9 protein-coding genes and 2 pseudogenes are annotated in these 15,267 nt (G+C 54.5%); 8 read left to right on the top strand and 3 right to left on the bottom strand.

Annotated features, from left to right (window positions below; translation table 11 throughout):
• Nucleotides 1–4 precede the first annotated feature (4 nt).
• The 3 genes and pseudogenes from J3A71_RS22315 to J3A71_RS22325 all read right to left on the bottom strand — a co-directional run.
• Nucleotides 5–1,609: pseudogene (locus J3A71_RS22315) on the bottom strand (type I secretion system permease/ATPase); the annotation flags it as partial.
• Between the two features lie 142 nt (nucleotides 1,610–1,751).
• Nucleotides 1,752–2,732: an IS5-like element ISPa26 family transposase gene (locus J3A71_RS22320; RefSeq protein WP_024086516.1), complete on the bottom strand. Its 981-nt coding sequence runs from the start codon at nucleotides 2,730–2,732 to the stop codon at nucleotides 1,752–1,754.
• Nucleotides 2,733–2,791: 59 nt separating this feature from the next.
• Nucleotides 2,792–3,022: pseudogene (locus tag J3A71_RS22325) on the bottom strand (type I secretion system permease/ATPase); the annotation flags it as partial.
• Nucleotides 3,023–3,546: 524 nt separating this feature from the next.
• Between J3A71_RS22325 and J3A71_RS22330 the strand changes: the two are divergent.
• The 8 genes from J3A71_RS22330 (at nucleotide 3,547) to J3A71_RS22365 (ending at nucleotide 15,263) form a co-directional block, all read left to right on the top strand.
• Nucleotides 3,547–4,428: a hypothetical protein gene (locus J3A71_RS22330; protein ID WP_096425728.1), complete on the top strand. Its 882-nt coding sequence runs from the start codon at nucleotides 3,547–3,549 to the stop codon at nucleotides 4,426–4,428.
• A gap of 17 nt (nucleotides 4,429–4,445) precedes the next feature.
• Nucleotides 4,446–5,873 (top strand): DUF4214 domain-containing protein, encoded by a 1,428-nt coding sequence (locus tag J3A71_RS22335; protein WP_016485386.1) that lies wholly within the window; start codon nucleotides 4,446–4,448, stop codon nucleotides 5,871–5,873.
• Between the two features lie 145 nt (nucleotides 5,874–6,018).
• Nucleotides 6,019–8,490, top strand: coding sequence for a glycosyltransferase family 2 protein (locus tag J3A71_RS22340; RefSeq protein WP_191087369.1), 2,472 nt, complete (start codon nucleotides 6,019–6,021; stop codon nucleotides 8,488–8,490).
• Entirely contained in the window at nucleotides 8,490–10,919 is a 2,430-nt protein-coding gene (locus J3A71_RS22345) for a glycosyltransferase family 2 protein (protein ID WP_209953281.1), read from the top strand. The genes J3A71_RS22340 and J3A71_RS22345 overlap by 1 nt, the downstream gene beginning before the upstream one ends.
• 41 nt (nucleotides 10,920–10,960) lie before the next feature.
• A complete protein-coding gene (locus J3A71_RS22350; protein ID WP_016485383.1) occupies nucleotides 10,961–12,565 on the top strand; it encodes an aldolase catalytic domain-containing protein in 1,605 nt (534 codons plus the stop codon).
• Nucleotides 12,562–13,257 carry an acylneuraminate cytidylyltransferase family protein gene (locus tag J3A71_RS22355; protein WP_191087367.1) on the top strand — a complete coding sequence of 232 codons (696 nt, stop codon included), beginning with the start codon at nucleotides 12,562–12,564 and terminating at the stop codon, nucleotides 13,255–13,257. The genes J3A71_RS22350 and J3A71_RS22355 overlap by 4 nt, the downstream gene beginning before the upstream one ends.
• Entirely contained in the window at nucleotides 13,254–13,937 is a 684-nt protein-coding gene (locus J3A71_RS22360; RefSeq protein WP_191087366.1) for an HAD family hydrolase, read from the top strand. Before J3A71_RS22355 ends, J3A71_RS22360 begins: the two co-directional genes overlap by 4 nt.
• 246 nt (nucleotides 13,938–14,183) lie before the next feature.
• Nucleotides 14,184–15,263, top strand: coding sequence for a hypothetical protein (locus J3A71_RS22365; RefSeq protein WP_191087365.1), 1,080 nt, complete (start codon nucleotides 14,184–14,186; stop codon nucleotides 15,261–15,263).
• Nucleotides 15,264–15,267: the final 4 nt, after the last annotated feature.

Below are 15,267 nucleotides of genomic sequence, written 5' to 3' on the forward strand. Positions count from 1 at the left end.
CCTTTCAAGCGCCAGTGCTGGTGCTGGCGGCTGGTACAACGGCAGTGGGCGCAACCGGCGTAGCGGCAGGCGTGTTAGGCGGGGTAGTAGGCGACTGAGCCGCAGCCGCCTGGGCGCCGCGCTGCTGAAGCTTGGCTTGCTGGGCAGCCAGCTCGGCTATAACACGGTCGCGCTCGCCGTACAGCGAAATGGTGCCACCAGCCATGACCAGAATGCGGTCCAGGCGCGTAAGGATATTGGGGCGGTGAGAAACAATGAACACGGTCGCGCCGGTTTCCTTGAGCTTTTGCAGGGCAACGCCCAGCGCCCGCTCGCCCACATCGTCAAGGTTCGAATTAGGCTCGTCGAGTACGATCAATCGCGGGTTGCCGTAGATGGCGCGAGCCAGACCGATACGCTGACGCTGACCTCCGGAGAGGTTTACCCCTTCGCTGCCGATGACCGTATCGTAGCCGTCCGGCAGCATCAGGATCATTTCGTGCACACCCGCCATTTGCGCGGCCTGCACGACCTTGTCAGGGTCTACCTTGTCGAAACGCGCGATATTCTCGCTGATGCTGCCCTCGAACAGCTCAATGTCCTGCGGCAGGTAACCCACATAAGGGCCGAGGGCTTGCTTGTCCCAACTGGCAATATCCGCACCATCAAGGCGGACGACACCATGCTGGGGCGGCCAGATACCCATCAAAGCCCGTACCAGGGTGGACTTGCCGGCTGCACTTGGGCCGACGATGCCGACGATGGAACCCGCGGGGGTTACGAAGCTGATATTGCGCAGTACTGGGGACTTGGCGCCCGGCGGCGCGACGATGAGATTTTCAACCTGGATATGACCTTCAGGCGCGGGAAGCGGCATGCGCTCAGGCTCTTTATTAAGGTCGTCCATGACTTTATTCAGACGGTCATACTGCACCTTGGCAGCGACAAAGCCCTTCCAACTGTTGATCATTTGATCGATAGGGGACAGCGCCCGACCAAGCAACAAGGAACCAGCCATCAACAGACCTGGATTGATTTCATGCTGAATGACGAGATAAGCACCTAACGCCAACATGACCGATTGCGACCACATGCGGAACATTTTCGAAATAGAGCTAACGACCCCGCCCTTATCGCTAGCCTGTGATTGCAGCATCATCACGTAGCGCTGACGCTTCGCCCAACGGTTCATGAGCGTTTCCAACATACCCATGGACTCGATCACTTCGGCATTACGCAGCGTCTTAGACGTGATCACATTGGAAGCTACGTTTTCTTTGTTCGCTATGGCTAGAGCCTGACCTGTCACACGGTGATTAATCACTGCAAAGACGGCCAAAATTGATCCACACGCCAACGTCATCCACCCAAACCACGGGTGGAATAGGAACATCACGGCCGTATAAATGGGAAACCACGGAGCGTCGAAGAATGCGAACACGCCCGCTCCCGTGAAAAACTGTCGCAAAGACGTCAGGTCATTCAACGACTGCGCTGTAGCATCAGCCCCCCCACTCTGGAGTGACCGCTTAAAGCTGGCTCTGTACACATCCCTGCTCAACAGCACATCTAGCCTATTGCTTATACGCACCATAATCCGCGACCGAACCCATTCGAGCGAGCCTAGGGATGGTCTGAAGTAGCCCCTGTTTTCCGGCTACTTCGCCATCGACACTTTCAAAAAACGGTAGCCGCTCAAATCCCGGTCAAACCTGCCGTCTATTTCAGCCTTTTTTGCCGCTGCAAGCACCTCGCAGCAGTCACTTCACTCTTCACGGACGCACCTCTCCTGCATTGGAGAGCAAATGTCGACGCGCCATCCAAATGTTCGACAGGGCGAACAGCGTCACCATCTGAGCAGTGTTTTTCACCAAGCCTCGGAAGCGCACTTTCGTATAACCAAACTGGCGCTTGATCACCCGAAATGGATGCTCAACCTTGGAGCGAACCTGGGCCTTGGCTCTTTCGATCTTACGTATCGCTTTGTATAACGCGCTGCGGTTACCGTGCTTTTTGTAAGTGCTGCGCCGGGCTGCAATCTGCCAGATGACTTGGCGCCCCTCATGCTCTTCACGCTTCTCTACACCGGTATAGCCCGCATCAGCGCAGACCACGTTCTCACCACCGTGCAGCAGTTTGTCGACTTGGGTTACGTCCGCGACGTTGGCCGCAGTGACCACCACGCTGTGCACAAGCCCGGACTCATCGTCGACACCAATGTGAGCTTTGGCACCGAAGTAATACTGGTTGCCCTTCTTGGTCTGATGCATTTCCGGGTCGCGTTTGCCGTCCTTGTTCTTGGTCGAACTGGGCGCATGAATCAGAGTGGCATCGACGATGGTGCCTTGTCGCAGTGACAAGCCACGGTCGCCCAAATAGCCATTGATCACGCCGAGAATACCGGTGGCCAACTCATGCTTTTCCAGCAGGCGACGGAAGTTGAGGATGGTGGTTTCATCCGGGATTCGCTCCAGGCTCAGACCGGAAAACTGGCGCAGGATCGTCGTCTCGTACAGCGCCTCTTCCATCGCCGGATCGCTGTAACCGAACCAGTTCTGCATTAGATGAATCCGCAGCATCGCCATCAGCGGATAGGCTGGACGGCCCCCTTCGCCCTTTGGGTAATGAGGTTTGATCAGAGCAATCAAACCCTCCCAGGGTACGACCCGATCCATCTCTATCAGGAACAGCTCCTTGCGGGTCTGCTTGCGCTTACCGGCGTACTCGGCATCGGCGAAGGTCATTTGTTTCATCATCGAAAAGCTCGGCGATTGGTGTCCGGGGATTTTGCCAAATCAGGAAGTCTTTTTCAGGATTTCCCTAGAGTCAGCAACAGGACGGTCAGGATCAATGTCAGCATCAACAAAGTTGACGTGCTGCCGGACGGCACGACGCGCCCAGAGACCTGAATCATGTATAAAGTAGGCACTAGCATCAGCGTGTTGACGAAGAAGCTGAAGAAACCGACCGAAAGGAAGCTGCTTTTACAAGCTTTGAGGGCAGCCTGCAGGTTATTTTCGGGTTGTGAACTCATGGTATCCATACTGAGGTAGGCGAAAGCGGCGGGCAGTGTAACACCCACATCGGGACAGCTGCGTGTCAGATTGTCCGGAAGACGACTCGTTCCGTGACCAATCGCCTGAATCATGAAATTTCTAACGAGAAATCTGGCTGGAATTTTCCAGCCTCTGCACGGGTGAGCATCAGGCGACCAACGGTTCTCCTCGCAGAAAAAGCAGTTGAAGCCATGTCAAAAAAACCGCACCATGCGAACATATTGCGCTAAAGAATCCGTAAATCTCTGATTTTCCGCTGCTTCTAGGTAAAATTTTTTAATCCCTGCGTTCCGCTCAGGTATTCCAAACAGCCTGCCCCGAGTGCTAACAAGATTGCTAAGTTCCCAGCGGATATGAAATTTTTTTTAGAAATCGTGGTTGACAACATTTCCCTCGGACGGCATCTTCGCCACTCGCAGGGAGCCATCACTGGCCGTTTGGTGCACGCACGGGTTTGAGCAAGTTAGCTACCAGTGTTTTTGCTTAAAAGGAGCTTAACAACGCCATGTCTATGCCTTCGCAGACCCTTGACGGCCTGAAAATCAGCTCTCGGGTTACGCTGCTCGAGCCGGGCATGTATATCTTCCGCTACGCCTCGCAACCCCCTGCCGACAAGCCGGTGTGCATTGCCCTGCAGCAAGCACCGCTAGGTAAAGGTTCTATCGACTTCTTCCCTGCCGAGGGCGTCAGCAAAAACATGCTGACCAAGCTGGGCGACACCATCGTGGCGCGGGTCAAAGGTGGCGTTACCACTGTCTTGATCACCGAGTACCACATGTTTGACGAAGTGATCGACCCCATCGACCTTCGCATCGACCGTATCGACACTTCGCCTGCCATAATGCGCACCTATGCGGTGGTCGCCACCGCCGAGCCAGCACAGACTATTGCTGCGAGCACTAAGCCACTGCCCATCATGCTTACAGCCCACCTGAAGAACGCGGGTGAGGTGGCATCGAGTGAGGGCTGGGTCGGCGCTCCAGGCACTGACGACTTCATCGAATCCTTCGCCGTCGACTGGGCAGAAAAACCGGTCGGCGTAGATCTGCTCTATACCTGCATGGTGGCCGGCTCTGGCCCCTGCCGCAATGTCTCCACTGGCACCGTTATCGGCGCCCGCGCACAGGGCCTGCCCCTGCTGTGCGTCGGCTTCAGCCTGGTGGGCCCATTGCGCAAACATTACGAACTTACAGGCCTGGTTGTGTTCGGCAATGCCGAGCCACAACGCTTGGTCGCCAATCAGATGATGCATGGCCCCACCGGCAACGAGCCGTTGGTGGCGCTGCATATCGCCCTTACCCCCGTTACGAAGATGAACGCTGCCCGCCTTAAGTCTCCGTGGGAAAACTCTGCAAGTAAGCAGAACACTATTGCAGCGGGCCAAATGGCCTGAAGTAACAGGAATACACAATGCAATACGATAATCCCGTATCGAGCAGCGATCTGCTGGCAACCCTGACCGCCGACAGCGCCAACCTCTCCGACTCCACTATCGCAGCTATTAACAGCCTGCTGAACCTGGATAACGTAGACACCGTTGACGTTGCTGGCATCACCGGCACCACCGTTCAGCTGCCACAATCCGGCACCGCAAGCGCCGTTCACGGCACCGTTGCTGGCGTTAAAGGCGACACAGTCGTTGTTGACCTGGCCGCTGCTGAAGCCGCTGGCGCTAGCGTTTATCACCTGCAGAGCGATGCCAACCTGGTTGTGAACCTGGAAGGTCAAGCTGCTGCTGGCGCTGCCGACGTACAACTGTTCGCTGCCCTGGCAGTCGACACCTCGGCTATCGACCTGGTAGTTACCACCGGCAACGGTGATGACGTGATCACCGTCAAAGGCGACCAGAACACCCTGATCGACGCTGGCGACGGCAACGACACCATCGTTACTGGCAACGGCGACAACGTCGTTATCGCTGGCGCTGGCAACAACAACGTGACCACCGGTTCGGGCAATGACACTGTCATCCTGAGCGGCAGCAACCACGCTGACATCGTCAACACCGGCGCAGGCTACGACGTTGTCCAGCTGGACGGCTCGGCTGAAGACTACGACTTCGCAGTCGGCAACAACTTCACCGTGAACCTGACCGGCAACCAGACTGCTGCAATCAGCAACGCTGAGTTCCTGTCGTTCGCCAACGGCGACACTGTGGCCCTGGCTCACAGCGACGACGAAGCTGCTGCCCTGCGCCTGTACCAAGGCATCCTGGGTCGCGACGCTGACCTCGACGGCGCTAAAGCCTTCGTTGAAGCTGTCAACGCTGGCACTTCGCTGAACGACATCGCCAACACCTTCCTGAACTCTGACGAGTTCGGCGGTGCCAACAACGCTGCTGACATCAACGAGCTGTACAAAGCTCTGCTGGGTCGTGACGCGGAAGAAGGCGGTTCGGCTGTATGGCAAGAAGTTCTGGCCAACGGCGGCTCCCTGGCTGACATCGCTGCTGCTATCGCAGTATCGGCTGAAGCTCAGGAACTGGACGCTTCGAACGCTACCTTCGTTAACGACCTGTACGTGAACGTACTGGGCCGCGACGCGGAAGAAGCTGGCCTGAACAACTGGGTCGACGCTCTGTTCAACGGCGCAAGCCGCGCAGAAGTTGCCCAAGCCATCGTTGGTTCGTCGGAAGCTTCCGACAAAGCCAACAGCGACTTCGTCGACGCTCTGTACCAGTCCGCACTGGGCCGTACCGCTGACGAAGCTGGCAAGGCTGCCTGGACCGAAGCACTGGCTGCTGGCGTTTCGCACGCTGACGTGGCCCTGGGCATCGTTGGTTCGGCCGAAGCCATCGACCACATCGACAACGTCGTTGTACTGCACGGCCAAGTTTAACTAGCCCTGCTTTGACGTTGCATATGTCCGGCCTTCGGGCTGGGCATATGCCAAAGGGGCGACTTTCGGGTCGCCCCTCTTTTTTATTTGTGTAGCCAAGCCAAAGCTTATGTCCATACACCTCGATCATGGGCGAGAAACGCTCATGGACATTTTCCATCGCCACCGCAATGCCGGTGAACATGAACTTGCCGCCAGCGTACTGGAGCGGGCCATGCAAATCGTTGAGCACCGGCCGGAAGCGTTGATATGGAAAGGGATTGCGGCTCTGCCGCGTAACCCGAAGCTGGCCTTTTTATTTCTTGTAACCGCTGCACAGCTGCTACCAGAACGCGCCGATGTTAAGGCACTGGCAGGCCGCGCCCTGCTGGCACAAGGGCACGCGGAACTCGCCACTCGCTATCTCACCATGGCATGGCAGAAACTCCCCGGGGACGCCACGCTTCGCATGCTGCTATGGCAAGCACGCAGCCAGTCTGAAACACCGGCCAAGCTACGCAGCATGATTCTTGCCCATTTGCCTGAGATCAATTCGCCCAAGGAACTGGCGCAGGTACTCAAGTTACTCACAGCGCAAACTGGCGCCGCTGGCACAGTAGGTGTGGTGCATTACCTGGAGCAGCAGCGCGAAGTGCAGGGCTGGGCCATTGATCTTGGCAACCCGCACGCTCCGGTTTCATTAAAGATTGAGGCTGGCAGCGCCAAGGTTGACGCCGTAGCCAATATACCCCACCCATTACTTAGCGCTGCCGGCCTGCCGACCACCCATGGCGGCTTGCGCATACGCGTGCCAAATCCCACCGCCGCTGTGCATATCCGCTTTGCGGACAATACACCGCTACTGGGCAGCCCTGTGTTTGCGGCGCCGTCATTTGTGCCGCCTCCAGAACACCCCAGCCTGGGTGTGCAGCAGCACGTAGATGTACTGATACCGGTTTATAATGGGCTGCACGAAACACTTGAATGCATCAACAGCGCCCTCGAAGCTCGCAAACTTAACCGCACGCCTCATCGCCTGGTCGTGATCGAAGACGCCACACCCGTGCCGGCTCTGGCGAAAGCGCTGAAAATGCTGGCCGGTAAAGGCAAAATCACGCTGGTGAACAACGCTGTGAACCTGGGTTTCATCCGTACCATGAACCGTGCGATGGCACTGAGCCCTGGCCGGGATGTGGTATGGCTGAATGCCGACACACGGGTACAGGGCAACTGGCTCGACCGCTTGCGCAACATCGCTCTCAGTAGCGCAGATATCGCCTCTGTCACGCCATTCACAAACAATGGCGAGCTGATGAGTTTCCCACAGAGTCAAGTCAGCCATGCCATGCCCAATGCTCGTGACCAGGCAGCGCTGGATGAACTGGCCAAACATGCCAACATCTCTCCCGTCGAGATCGAGACTGGCTGCGGCTTCTGTCTGTATATAAAGCGTGCAGCGCTCAACCAGGTCGGCTACCTGGATGAAGTTCACCTGGCCAGAGGTTATGGCGAAGAAACCGACTGGTGCCTGCGTGCGCGCAGCTTTGGCTGGCGCCATATGGGCGCGCCCAATGTATTCGTGGCTCATCAAGGCGGGATTTCTTTCGGGGCAGAAAAAACACTGCGCGTAGCACAGAACAACGCTATCTTGCGCCGCCGCTATCCAGACGCTTCGGCACGCTATAATGCGTTCTGCCTGCGGGACCCGATCAAGGCTGCCCGGGGCGCGCTACAGCGTGCCCGCCTGGCCCGCTTCGCACAACAAAGCGATGAACGAAAAGCCTCGCAATGGCCGATGGAGGCAAGTCATTCGCTGCACATTCACGACGGCACAGGGGCTGATTCTATCCTCTCTCTTGTCTGGCACCGGGACAGCCATCGCACTTGGGTCACATTGAAAGCCCCGCTTGCCCCCTTGCCTTTGGAGCTTGACTACGAGATGCCTGGAGAATTCTCCGAGCTGGTCAAGAACCTGGCCGCGCTGCCACTGAAAGACATCGTGCTCGAACACCAGGTCCAGTGCCCCTCCAAGCTCTGCGATCTGCCTTCACTGCTGAACATTCCTTACACAATCGTATACCGTGACGGCCATCTGCAAGGCCTGGACGCTACCTACGATTGGCAGCGCTTTGCCAACCAGGCAGAAAGCGTGGTTTTACCGTGGCAGTCCTGGCATAGCGCATTCGCCGAGGCGTTCCCGCAAGCCAACCTCGTGATTCAACCATGCGCCGAACTGCCCACGCCTGCAACCAGCCAACCCAATATACTGCTGATCGGCGACGCCCTGGATGATCCAGAGATCATCCAGACCTGGGTTCGCCTTGGCAGACGCATCACTCGAGAGCGGTTACCGCTTACGCTACTGGTCAAACAAGACACACCGTGGCTTAAAACCTTATCTGCAACCGGTGCGGTTCAGGCACTACCCCAAGTGAACGGTTTCAGCTTGCCGGAGATTGCCAAGGCGACCGGATGTGATGCAGTGGTCAGTCTTGCCCCTTCTCCTGGCGAAAAATGGCAAGCCCCGGAACTTGCCAGCGAGTACGATTTGCCGTTGTATACGCGTTGCCATTCCCTAGGCACTGAAGCAAGGGCGAACTGTGTAACCCAATTACCATTTTCACTGAGCCAAGCCTGATGACACAGAACGTCCTCAACGAGCGGCCGGCGGGTCAGAAACCTGTAGCGCTCTCCTCATTTCGTGGCTGCATCAACGGACTGTACGGGGATGTTCTGCAGGGGTGGGCTATCGATATCACGCAGCAAGATCAGCGGCCTGTCATCGAGGTGTTCGTTGATGGGGCCAGTGTCGCATTGGCCAGAGCAGACCAACATGAGCCCAATGCTCCGCACGGCGATCAATTCCATGGCTTTACCGTGCAACTGCGCCAGAGCCTGCTGGCAAATGCCAACCGAATAACCGCTCAAATTGCTAATACAGGCATCCAGCTCGAAGGTGAGATTGAGCTCCCTTCCCAGCCTCCACAAGAAACTGCTGCCGTAGCTTCACAGGTATGGCATACGGGTGGGTTGCGCGTCGGCGGCTGGTCTTGGGATCCACAGGCGCCGCATCGCCATGTGGAAGTTACGCTACGCGAAGGTAGCCGGGTTGTCGCCCAGGTCACTTGCAATACCCACCACCAGGCACTCGCGTATCGCGCCACAAGTGATCACGGTTTCACGATAGACCTGCCGTGGGAACTGGCAGATGGCAAGTTGCATGTCATTGAAGTGACCAATGACCTCGGACAGTCACTATCAGGAAGCCCGATTCGTTTGCGCTGCCGCCCGGAGGGCCTGGAAGGCCTGTTGCATCAGCTTGAACTGAAACCCGATTCTGCAGTGCAGGCCCTGGTGGCAGAAGTTGCGAAGGAGCAATCATCGCGCTTGCCAAAAAGCGCAGGATGGCAGCACTACCCACGATGGTACGACGCCTTCCAGAAGCGCGAGCCTATCGCTGCCACCCCGTCCAGGTTCACACCCGGCCTGTTGCTGCTCAGTGAAGGTGACGCCGCCCTGGAACAAATCAGCCTCGATAGCCTGGGCGATGACGCTGAAAGTGTCCATCAGTTGGCGAAAGCTGCCCCGGCCGACCTCCTCCCCGCCGTTGAACAACTGCTGGCAGCCGGCTGCGACAGCATTATCCAGATCGCTGCAGGTGACAGACTGGCGCCCCGAGCCATCGCACAGCTTTGCAATTTGCTGGAGGATGGTTGCGCTTGGGCCTATGCCGACTGTGACCGCGACGGACCGCAAGGCCAACGTAGCCAGCCATGGTTCAAGCCGGTTTGGGACATTGACCTGTTCATTGGCGCAGACATTTTCTCTGCTGGCGCAATTTTCTCTGCCGCCATTGTCAAAGAGGCTTTGGTTCTGCTCAACGCAGGCCAAAAGCAGTCAGCCATTAACCGCCACGATCTAATCGCCGGTATAGCACTAGCTACGGAGCTAAACGGCCGATCTGTAACACACCTGCCTCGGGTTCTCTACCATCGCTCTAGCGATGCCTGTACAAGCCCGGAGCAAGCTGCGCCCTCAAAGCAACGCAAGGACGCCGTGACGTGGTTATGCCAAAGCCTCGCACCAGGCGCGCAGGTCAGCGCCGTACCAGACTACCCTGCTCTGCTCAGGGCTCACTGGCCGCTCCCTGAGCAACTGCCACGTGTCAGCCTGATCGTACCCACACGTGACCAGTACAAGCTGCTGCACGCCTGTATCGAAGGCCTGTTGAACAACACGGATTATCCAGACCTGGAGATCATTGTTGTCGACAACCAGTCGACTGATCCGCAGACATTGGCCTACCTCGCCGAACTCATTCAGCGCGGCGTTAAGATTCTTGCGCACCCACACCCCTTCAACTACTCCACGATCAACAATCGCGCGGCGAGCGTTGCCACGGGAGAGCTGATCGGCCTGGTCAACAACGATATCGAAATCATCGAAAGCGGCTGGCTGAAAGAGATGGTTTCGCAGGCACTGCGCCCCGGAATCGGCGCAGTGGGTGCCAAGTTGCTGTGGCCCAACAGGATGGTCCAGCATGGTGGCGTAGTTGTTGGCGTCAATGGCCTCGCTGCCCATGCCGGCAACACCTTGGAGCAACGAGATGCCGGGTACCTGGGGATGAACCAGGTTACCAGGCGGCAGAGCGCGGTTACGGCGGCATGCCTGCTGCTCCGCAAGTCGTTGTTCGACTCGATTCAGGGATTGGATGAACGAGCGTTTCCTGTGGCGTTCAACGATGTCGATTTATGCTTGCGCATTCATGAACTTGGCCTGCGTAATCTATGGACCGCCTTCGCGCAATTGATCCATGCCGAATCCGCCAGCCGAGGGAAAGATATCTCGCCAGAGAAAATGGCACGCGCCCAGCGAGAGCAGCAGTTGTTTACAGAACGATGGTCCGTCAGCTACAGGGATCCCTACTACCATCCCGCATTAAGCCTGGACTATCTGACCGGCCCCTACGGGGGCTTGTCATTGCCGCCAGAACCAGAATATTGCGCCCCCAGAAAATTGGCATCCAGTGAGATTCATGGTCATATCTACTTGGCTGATCCTTCCTGAAGCGCCAATACAATCACCCATCAATACAGGGACACATTGACATGAAGCATCTGGACTGCACACTTCGAGATGGTGGTTATTACAATAACTGGAACTTCTCCGAAGCGCTGATTGCACAGTACATAACCGCCATGCAAGCGGCTGGCATTCAAACGATTGAACTGGGCCTTCGTTCGTTAAAAAACAGCAGTTTTAGCGGCGCCTGCGCTTATACCACTGATGCCTTCCTGAGCACCCTGGATCTGCCCCCCTCCATGACGATTGGCGTGATGGTTAACGGCAGTGAACTGGTCGGAAAAAACGCGGGGCAGCAAGCACTGCAGCTACTGTTCCCCAGCCCGGCGAGTGAATCGCCGGTTGACCTGGTGCGTATTGCTTGCCACGTTCATGAGTTTGCAGAAGCACTCCCAGCGGCGAGCTGGCTTAAGGAACAGGGCTACGATGTAGGCTTTAACCTGATGCAGATCGCGAACTGCTCAGAAAGCGAAATCAAAGCGCTGGCTAAACTTGCAAACAACTACCCGCTGGATGTGCTGTATTTTGCTGACAGCATGGGGAGCATGTCCCCTGATGAAGCGGCACAGATCATCCAGTGGCTGCGTAGTGAGTGGCAGGGGGCCTTGGGGATCCACACCCATGACAATCTCGGCTTGGCGCTTTCCAATACCTTGCGCGCGATGGATGAAGGCGTTACCTGGGTCGACTCTACAGTCACGGGCATGGGCCGAGGGCCCGGCAACGCCCGCACCGAGGAGCTGGCTATCGAGATTGCTGCACGCACTGGGAAACCCGCGAATCTGATACCTTTGATGACGCTTCTTCGTGAGCACTTCAAACCCATGCAAGTTAAGTATGGCTGGGGGACCAACCCCTATTATTACCTCGCTGGAAAATATGGTATCCACCCAACCTACATTCAAGAAATGCTGGGTGACTCCCGCTTCGGCGAAGAAGATATTCTTGCGGTCATTGAATACCTTCGCAATGAAGGCGGTAAGAAGTTCAGCGTGCATACACTTGATGCCGCCCGACACTTTTACCGTGGCGCGCCCACAGGTCAGTGGGCACCGCAGGATCTTTTCGCCGGCCAAGATGTATTGCTTCTAGGTACGGGCCCTGGCGTAGCGGCGCACCGGCAAGCGTTGGAACACTTCATTCGCCAGCATAAACCGGTTGTGATGGCGCTGAACACGCAGAGCTCAATTGCCGCTGAATTGATTGATGTCAGGGTCGCTTGCCATCCCGTCCGCCTTCTGGCCGATTGCGAGGCACATATCGAACTGCCTCAGCCTTTGATTACGCCCTACTCCATGCTACCGATGGATGTGCAGGGTGCGCTCGCCAATAAAAACGTTCTTGATTTCGGCCTGAATGTTCAGCCCGATAATTTCACGTTCGAGGACACCCATTGCACTATCCCGACCTCGCTAGTGGTAGCGTACGCCATGGCTGCCGCCAGCTCTGGCAAAGCTAAACGCATTCTCATGGCTGGCTTCGATGGGTATCCTGGCGAAGACCCGCGAAATGCTGATACCAACAAGCTTTTGAGGCAGTATCAAGACACCCCGTCCAGCACGCCGCTGCTCTGCCTGACGCCAACTCGATATGACATTAGCTGCCAAAGCATTTATGGGCCACTGAAATGAAATATGAAAAAACGACGTGTTTTCTGCCCTGCCGAAAAGGCAGCGAACGCATTCCGAATAAAAATATAAAACCATTTGGCGGCCACGCATTCGGCTTGATTGAAATCAAGTTGAAGCAACTGCTTGAAGCTGAGGCTGTTGATGCCATCGTGCTGAGCACCAACGACGAAAGCATCCTTGACTACGCCTCATCGCTTCAAAGTAATAAAATCACACTCCATAAGCGACGAGAAGAGCTGTCTTCCAGCCAGACCAGCACTGACCAGTTGGTGGCGCATGCGCTTGAGTTGATCGGCGAAGGTAATATCTTGTGGACCCACGTTACCTCGCCCTTCCTCAGCGCCAGTCATTACAACGAAATCGTAAAGCTTCACAATGAGAAAGTACTGACCGGGTACGACTCCTTGATGACCACAAATTTGCTGCACGGCTTCCTCTGGCAAAATGGCGAAGCCATGAACTATGACAGAAACGTAGAGAAATGGCCGAGAACGCAAACCCTCAACCCCGTACATGAAGTAAACAGTGGTGTATTCCTTGCTCATGCAAGTATTTACAGGGAGCTAGATGACCGAATTGGTCGTAAACCCTACCTTCATCCACTGGGCAAACTGATCAGCCATGACATTGACTGGCCGGAAGACTTCACCATCGCAGAATGCCTGCTAGAAAAAGGTTTGGTTACCCTATGAAGAGTATTAAATCGAATCTAGGCGACTACGCCACCCTGGTTTTTGACTGCGACGGCGTGCTGCTAGATTCGAATAAAGTGAAAACCCAAGCCTTCTACCAAGCAGCGCTGCCTTACGGCGAAATGGCCGCCCAGGCTCTCGCTGATCACCACGTCGCTAATGGCGGGGTTTCACGCTATAAAAAGTTTTCATATTTCTTAGAACACATAGTCGCCCAACATGTTGAAGGACCTACATTAGAGCAGCTTCTACACCGCTATGCTGAGCACGTAAGGAGCGGCCTGCTCAGCTGCGATATAGCGAGTGGCATACGGGAGCTTCGAGCAAAAACTCCGAATACTCGCTGGTTGATCGTTTCTGGCGGTGACCAGACCGAACTCCGTGAGGTTTTTGCACAGCGAAAGCTTGCTGAGATGTTTGATGGCGGCATATTCGGAAGCCCAGATGCTAAAGAGGAAATTCTTGCGCGCGAGCAACGCGACTCAAATATTGTATCCCCTGCCCTCTTCATCGGCGACAGTAAATATGACTTCAAGGCAGCTCGCGAATCGAATTTGGATTTCCTTTTTTTGAGTGACTGGTCCGAAGTTAAGAACTGGCAGCAATGGTGCCATGAGAATAATATATATGCCCTAGGCAATATTTCTTCTCTGCTCGAAACCTGCACCCATCCTGAATAGAGAACGCATTAAATTATTACGCATTGGGCAGCGCCACTCCAGGCACTGCCTTGCGGGGAATACCCTGCACCCTCTGCGCTTTGTAAATTTCATTTCAACTTCAGCGCCCCAACCGAAAAATTTATTTCAGAACTCAGCCTCAGTCAAAGGTAAAAACCAGAGTCTAGCAAACCAAGTCAAATCCTGATAAACCATCTATGCCTACTTAGCATTATTATTTTTACATTTTTATGATCGGACATTAACATGATTATTGGCCCCTCGCACGTAGTACGCTGGCAAAGGCTGAGAGATTTTTTTGAAATCGATAGCCCGTTTCATGGAGTCGGTGGTCTCCCGATCTGGCATGATAGTATCGAGCGCTGCTCAAGAACAAATAGCCCATTCATCATGGTAGGTGACTTTAGATTCGGCAACACTTATCACCTGACGCATAATGAAAGCGACGCCTTCATTGTAAAGAAAGAATTTATAAACCCAGAAATAGACAAGCTCATGTATGACAAGTCTATTGAAAGTCTAGAAACTCTTCAAAGAGATGATATAAGGCTAGTTTTCTGGTGCCTATTAATCAGAGAATATAAAAATATCAATGAGGATAAATATTTCAAGAACAGCACATACCAACACCCCATTTGGAATCTACCCGAAATTGAAAACAAATTCAGGAACAGCATAAAACTTTCTGACATACTTCATTACGATCTTAACTTTTTGTTTATTGACTCCAGCAATCATCCTTCAATTTTTGGTTATTACTTCCTCAAAAAAATCCACGAAGGATTGACTTCCAGCCAAGCACTAACCTTGGCTCTGAAGGCAAAAAAATCGTTTTTCAAAATATTTGATTATTACAAAAACGACAGCTTTATTGTATCGGGAACCACTAACACATTCAGACTCATCAAGGATTACCTAAGACGAGGAATTCTTGACACAACAACAGTCGGCGGCTTTCATGTCAGGGAAGCTGATGAGGCTCTTTTTTCATCACATAAATATCATAAAACGCTAATCTATTTTGCAAAAGAAGAAGATTCCAAACCGAACGAAGCCAGTCTTACCTTCTTCGACAAAGCGCCATATCAAAATAAAGTACTCATCATAAAAAGAGACGGCAAGACCTTTTTTTACAAAGCATTTAAGCAAGAGAAGCCAACACTATGCTTCGTAATGATTAATACTACTGAAGACGAAGAAATAGCTGGCGATATTTACAACCTTATCGGACTTGCGCAAGTACTTTATCTATCAATGGCCTTAATCAACAAAGATGGCACCATTAAAACCAATCCGTATTGCAAACTTAAATCAATATTATCATAACTAC

This window comes from Pseudomonas sp. PvP089 (assembly GCF_017875165.1).
In the GTDB taxonomy this organism is placed as follows: domain Bacteria; phylum Pseudomonadota; class Gammaproteobacteria; order Pseudomonadales; family Pseudomonadaceae; genus Aquipseudomonas; species Aquipseudomonas fortuita.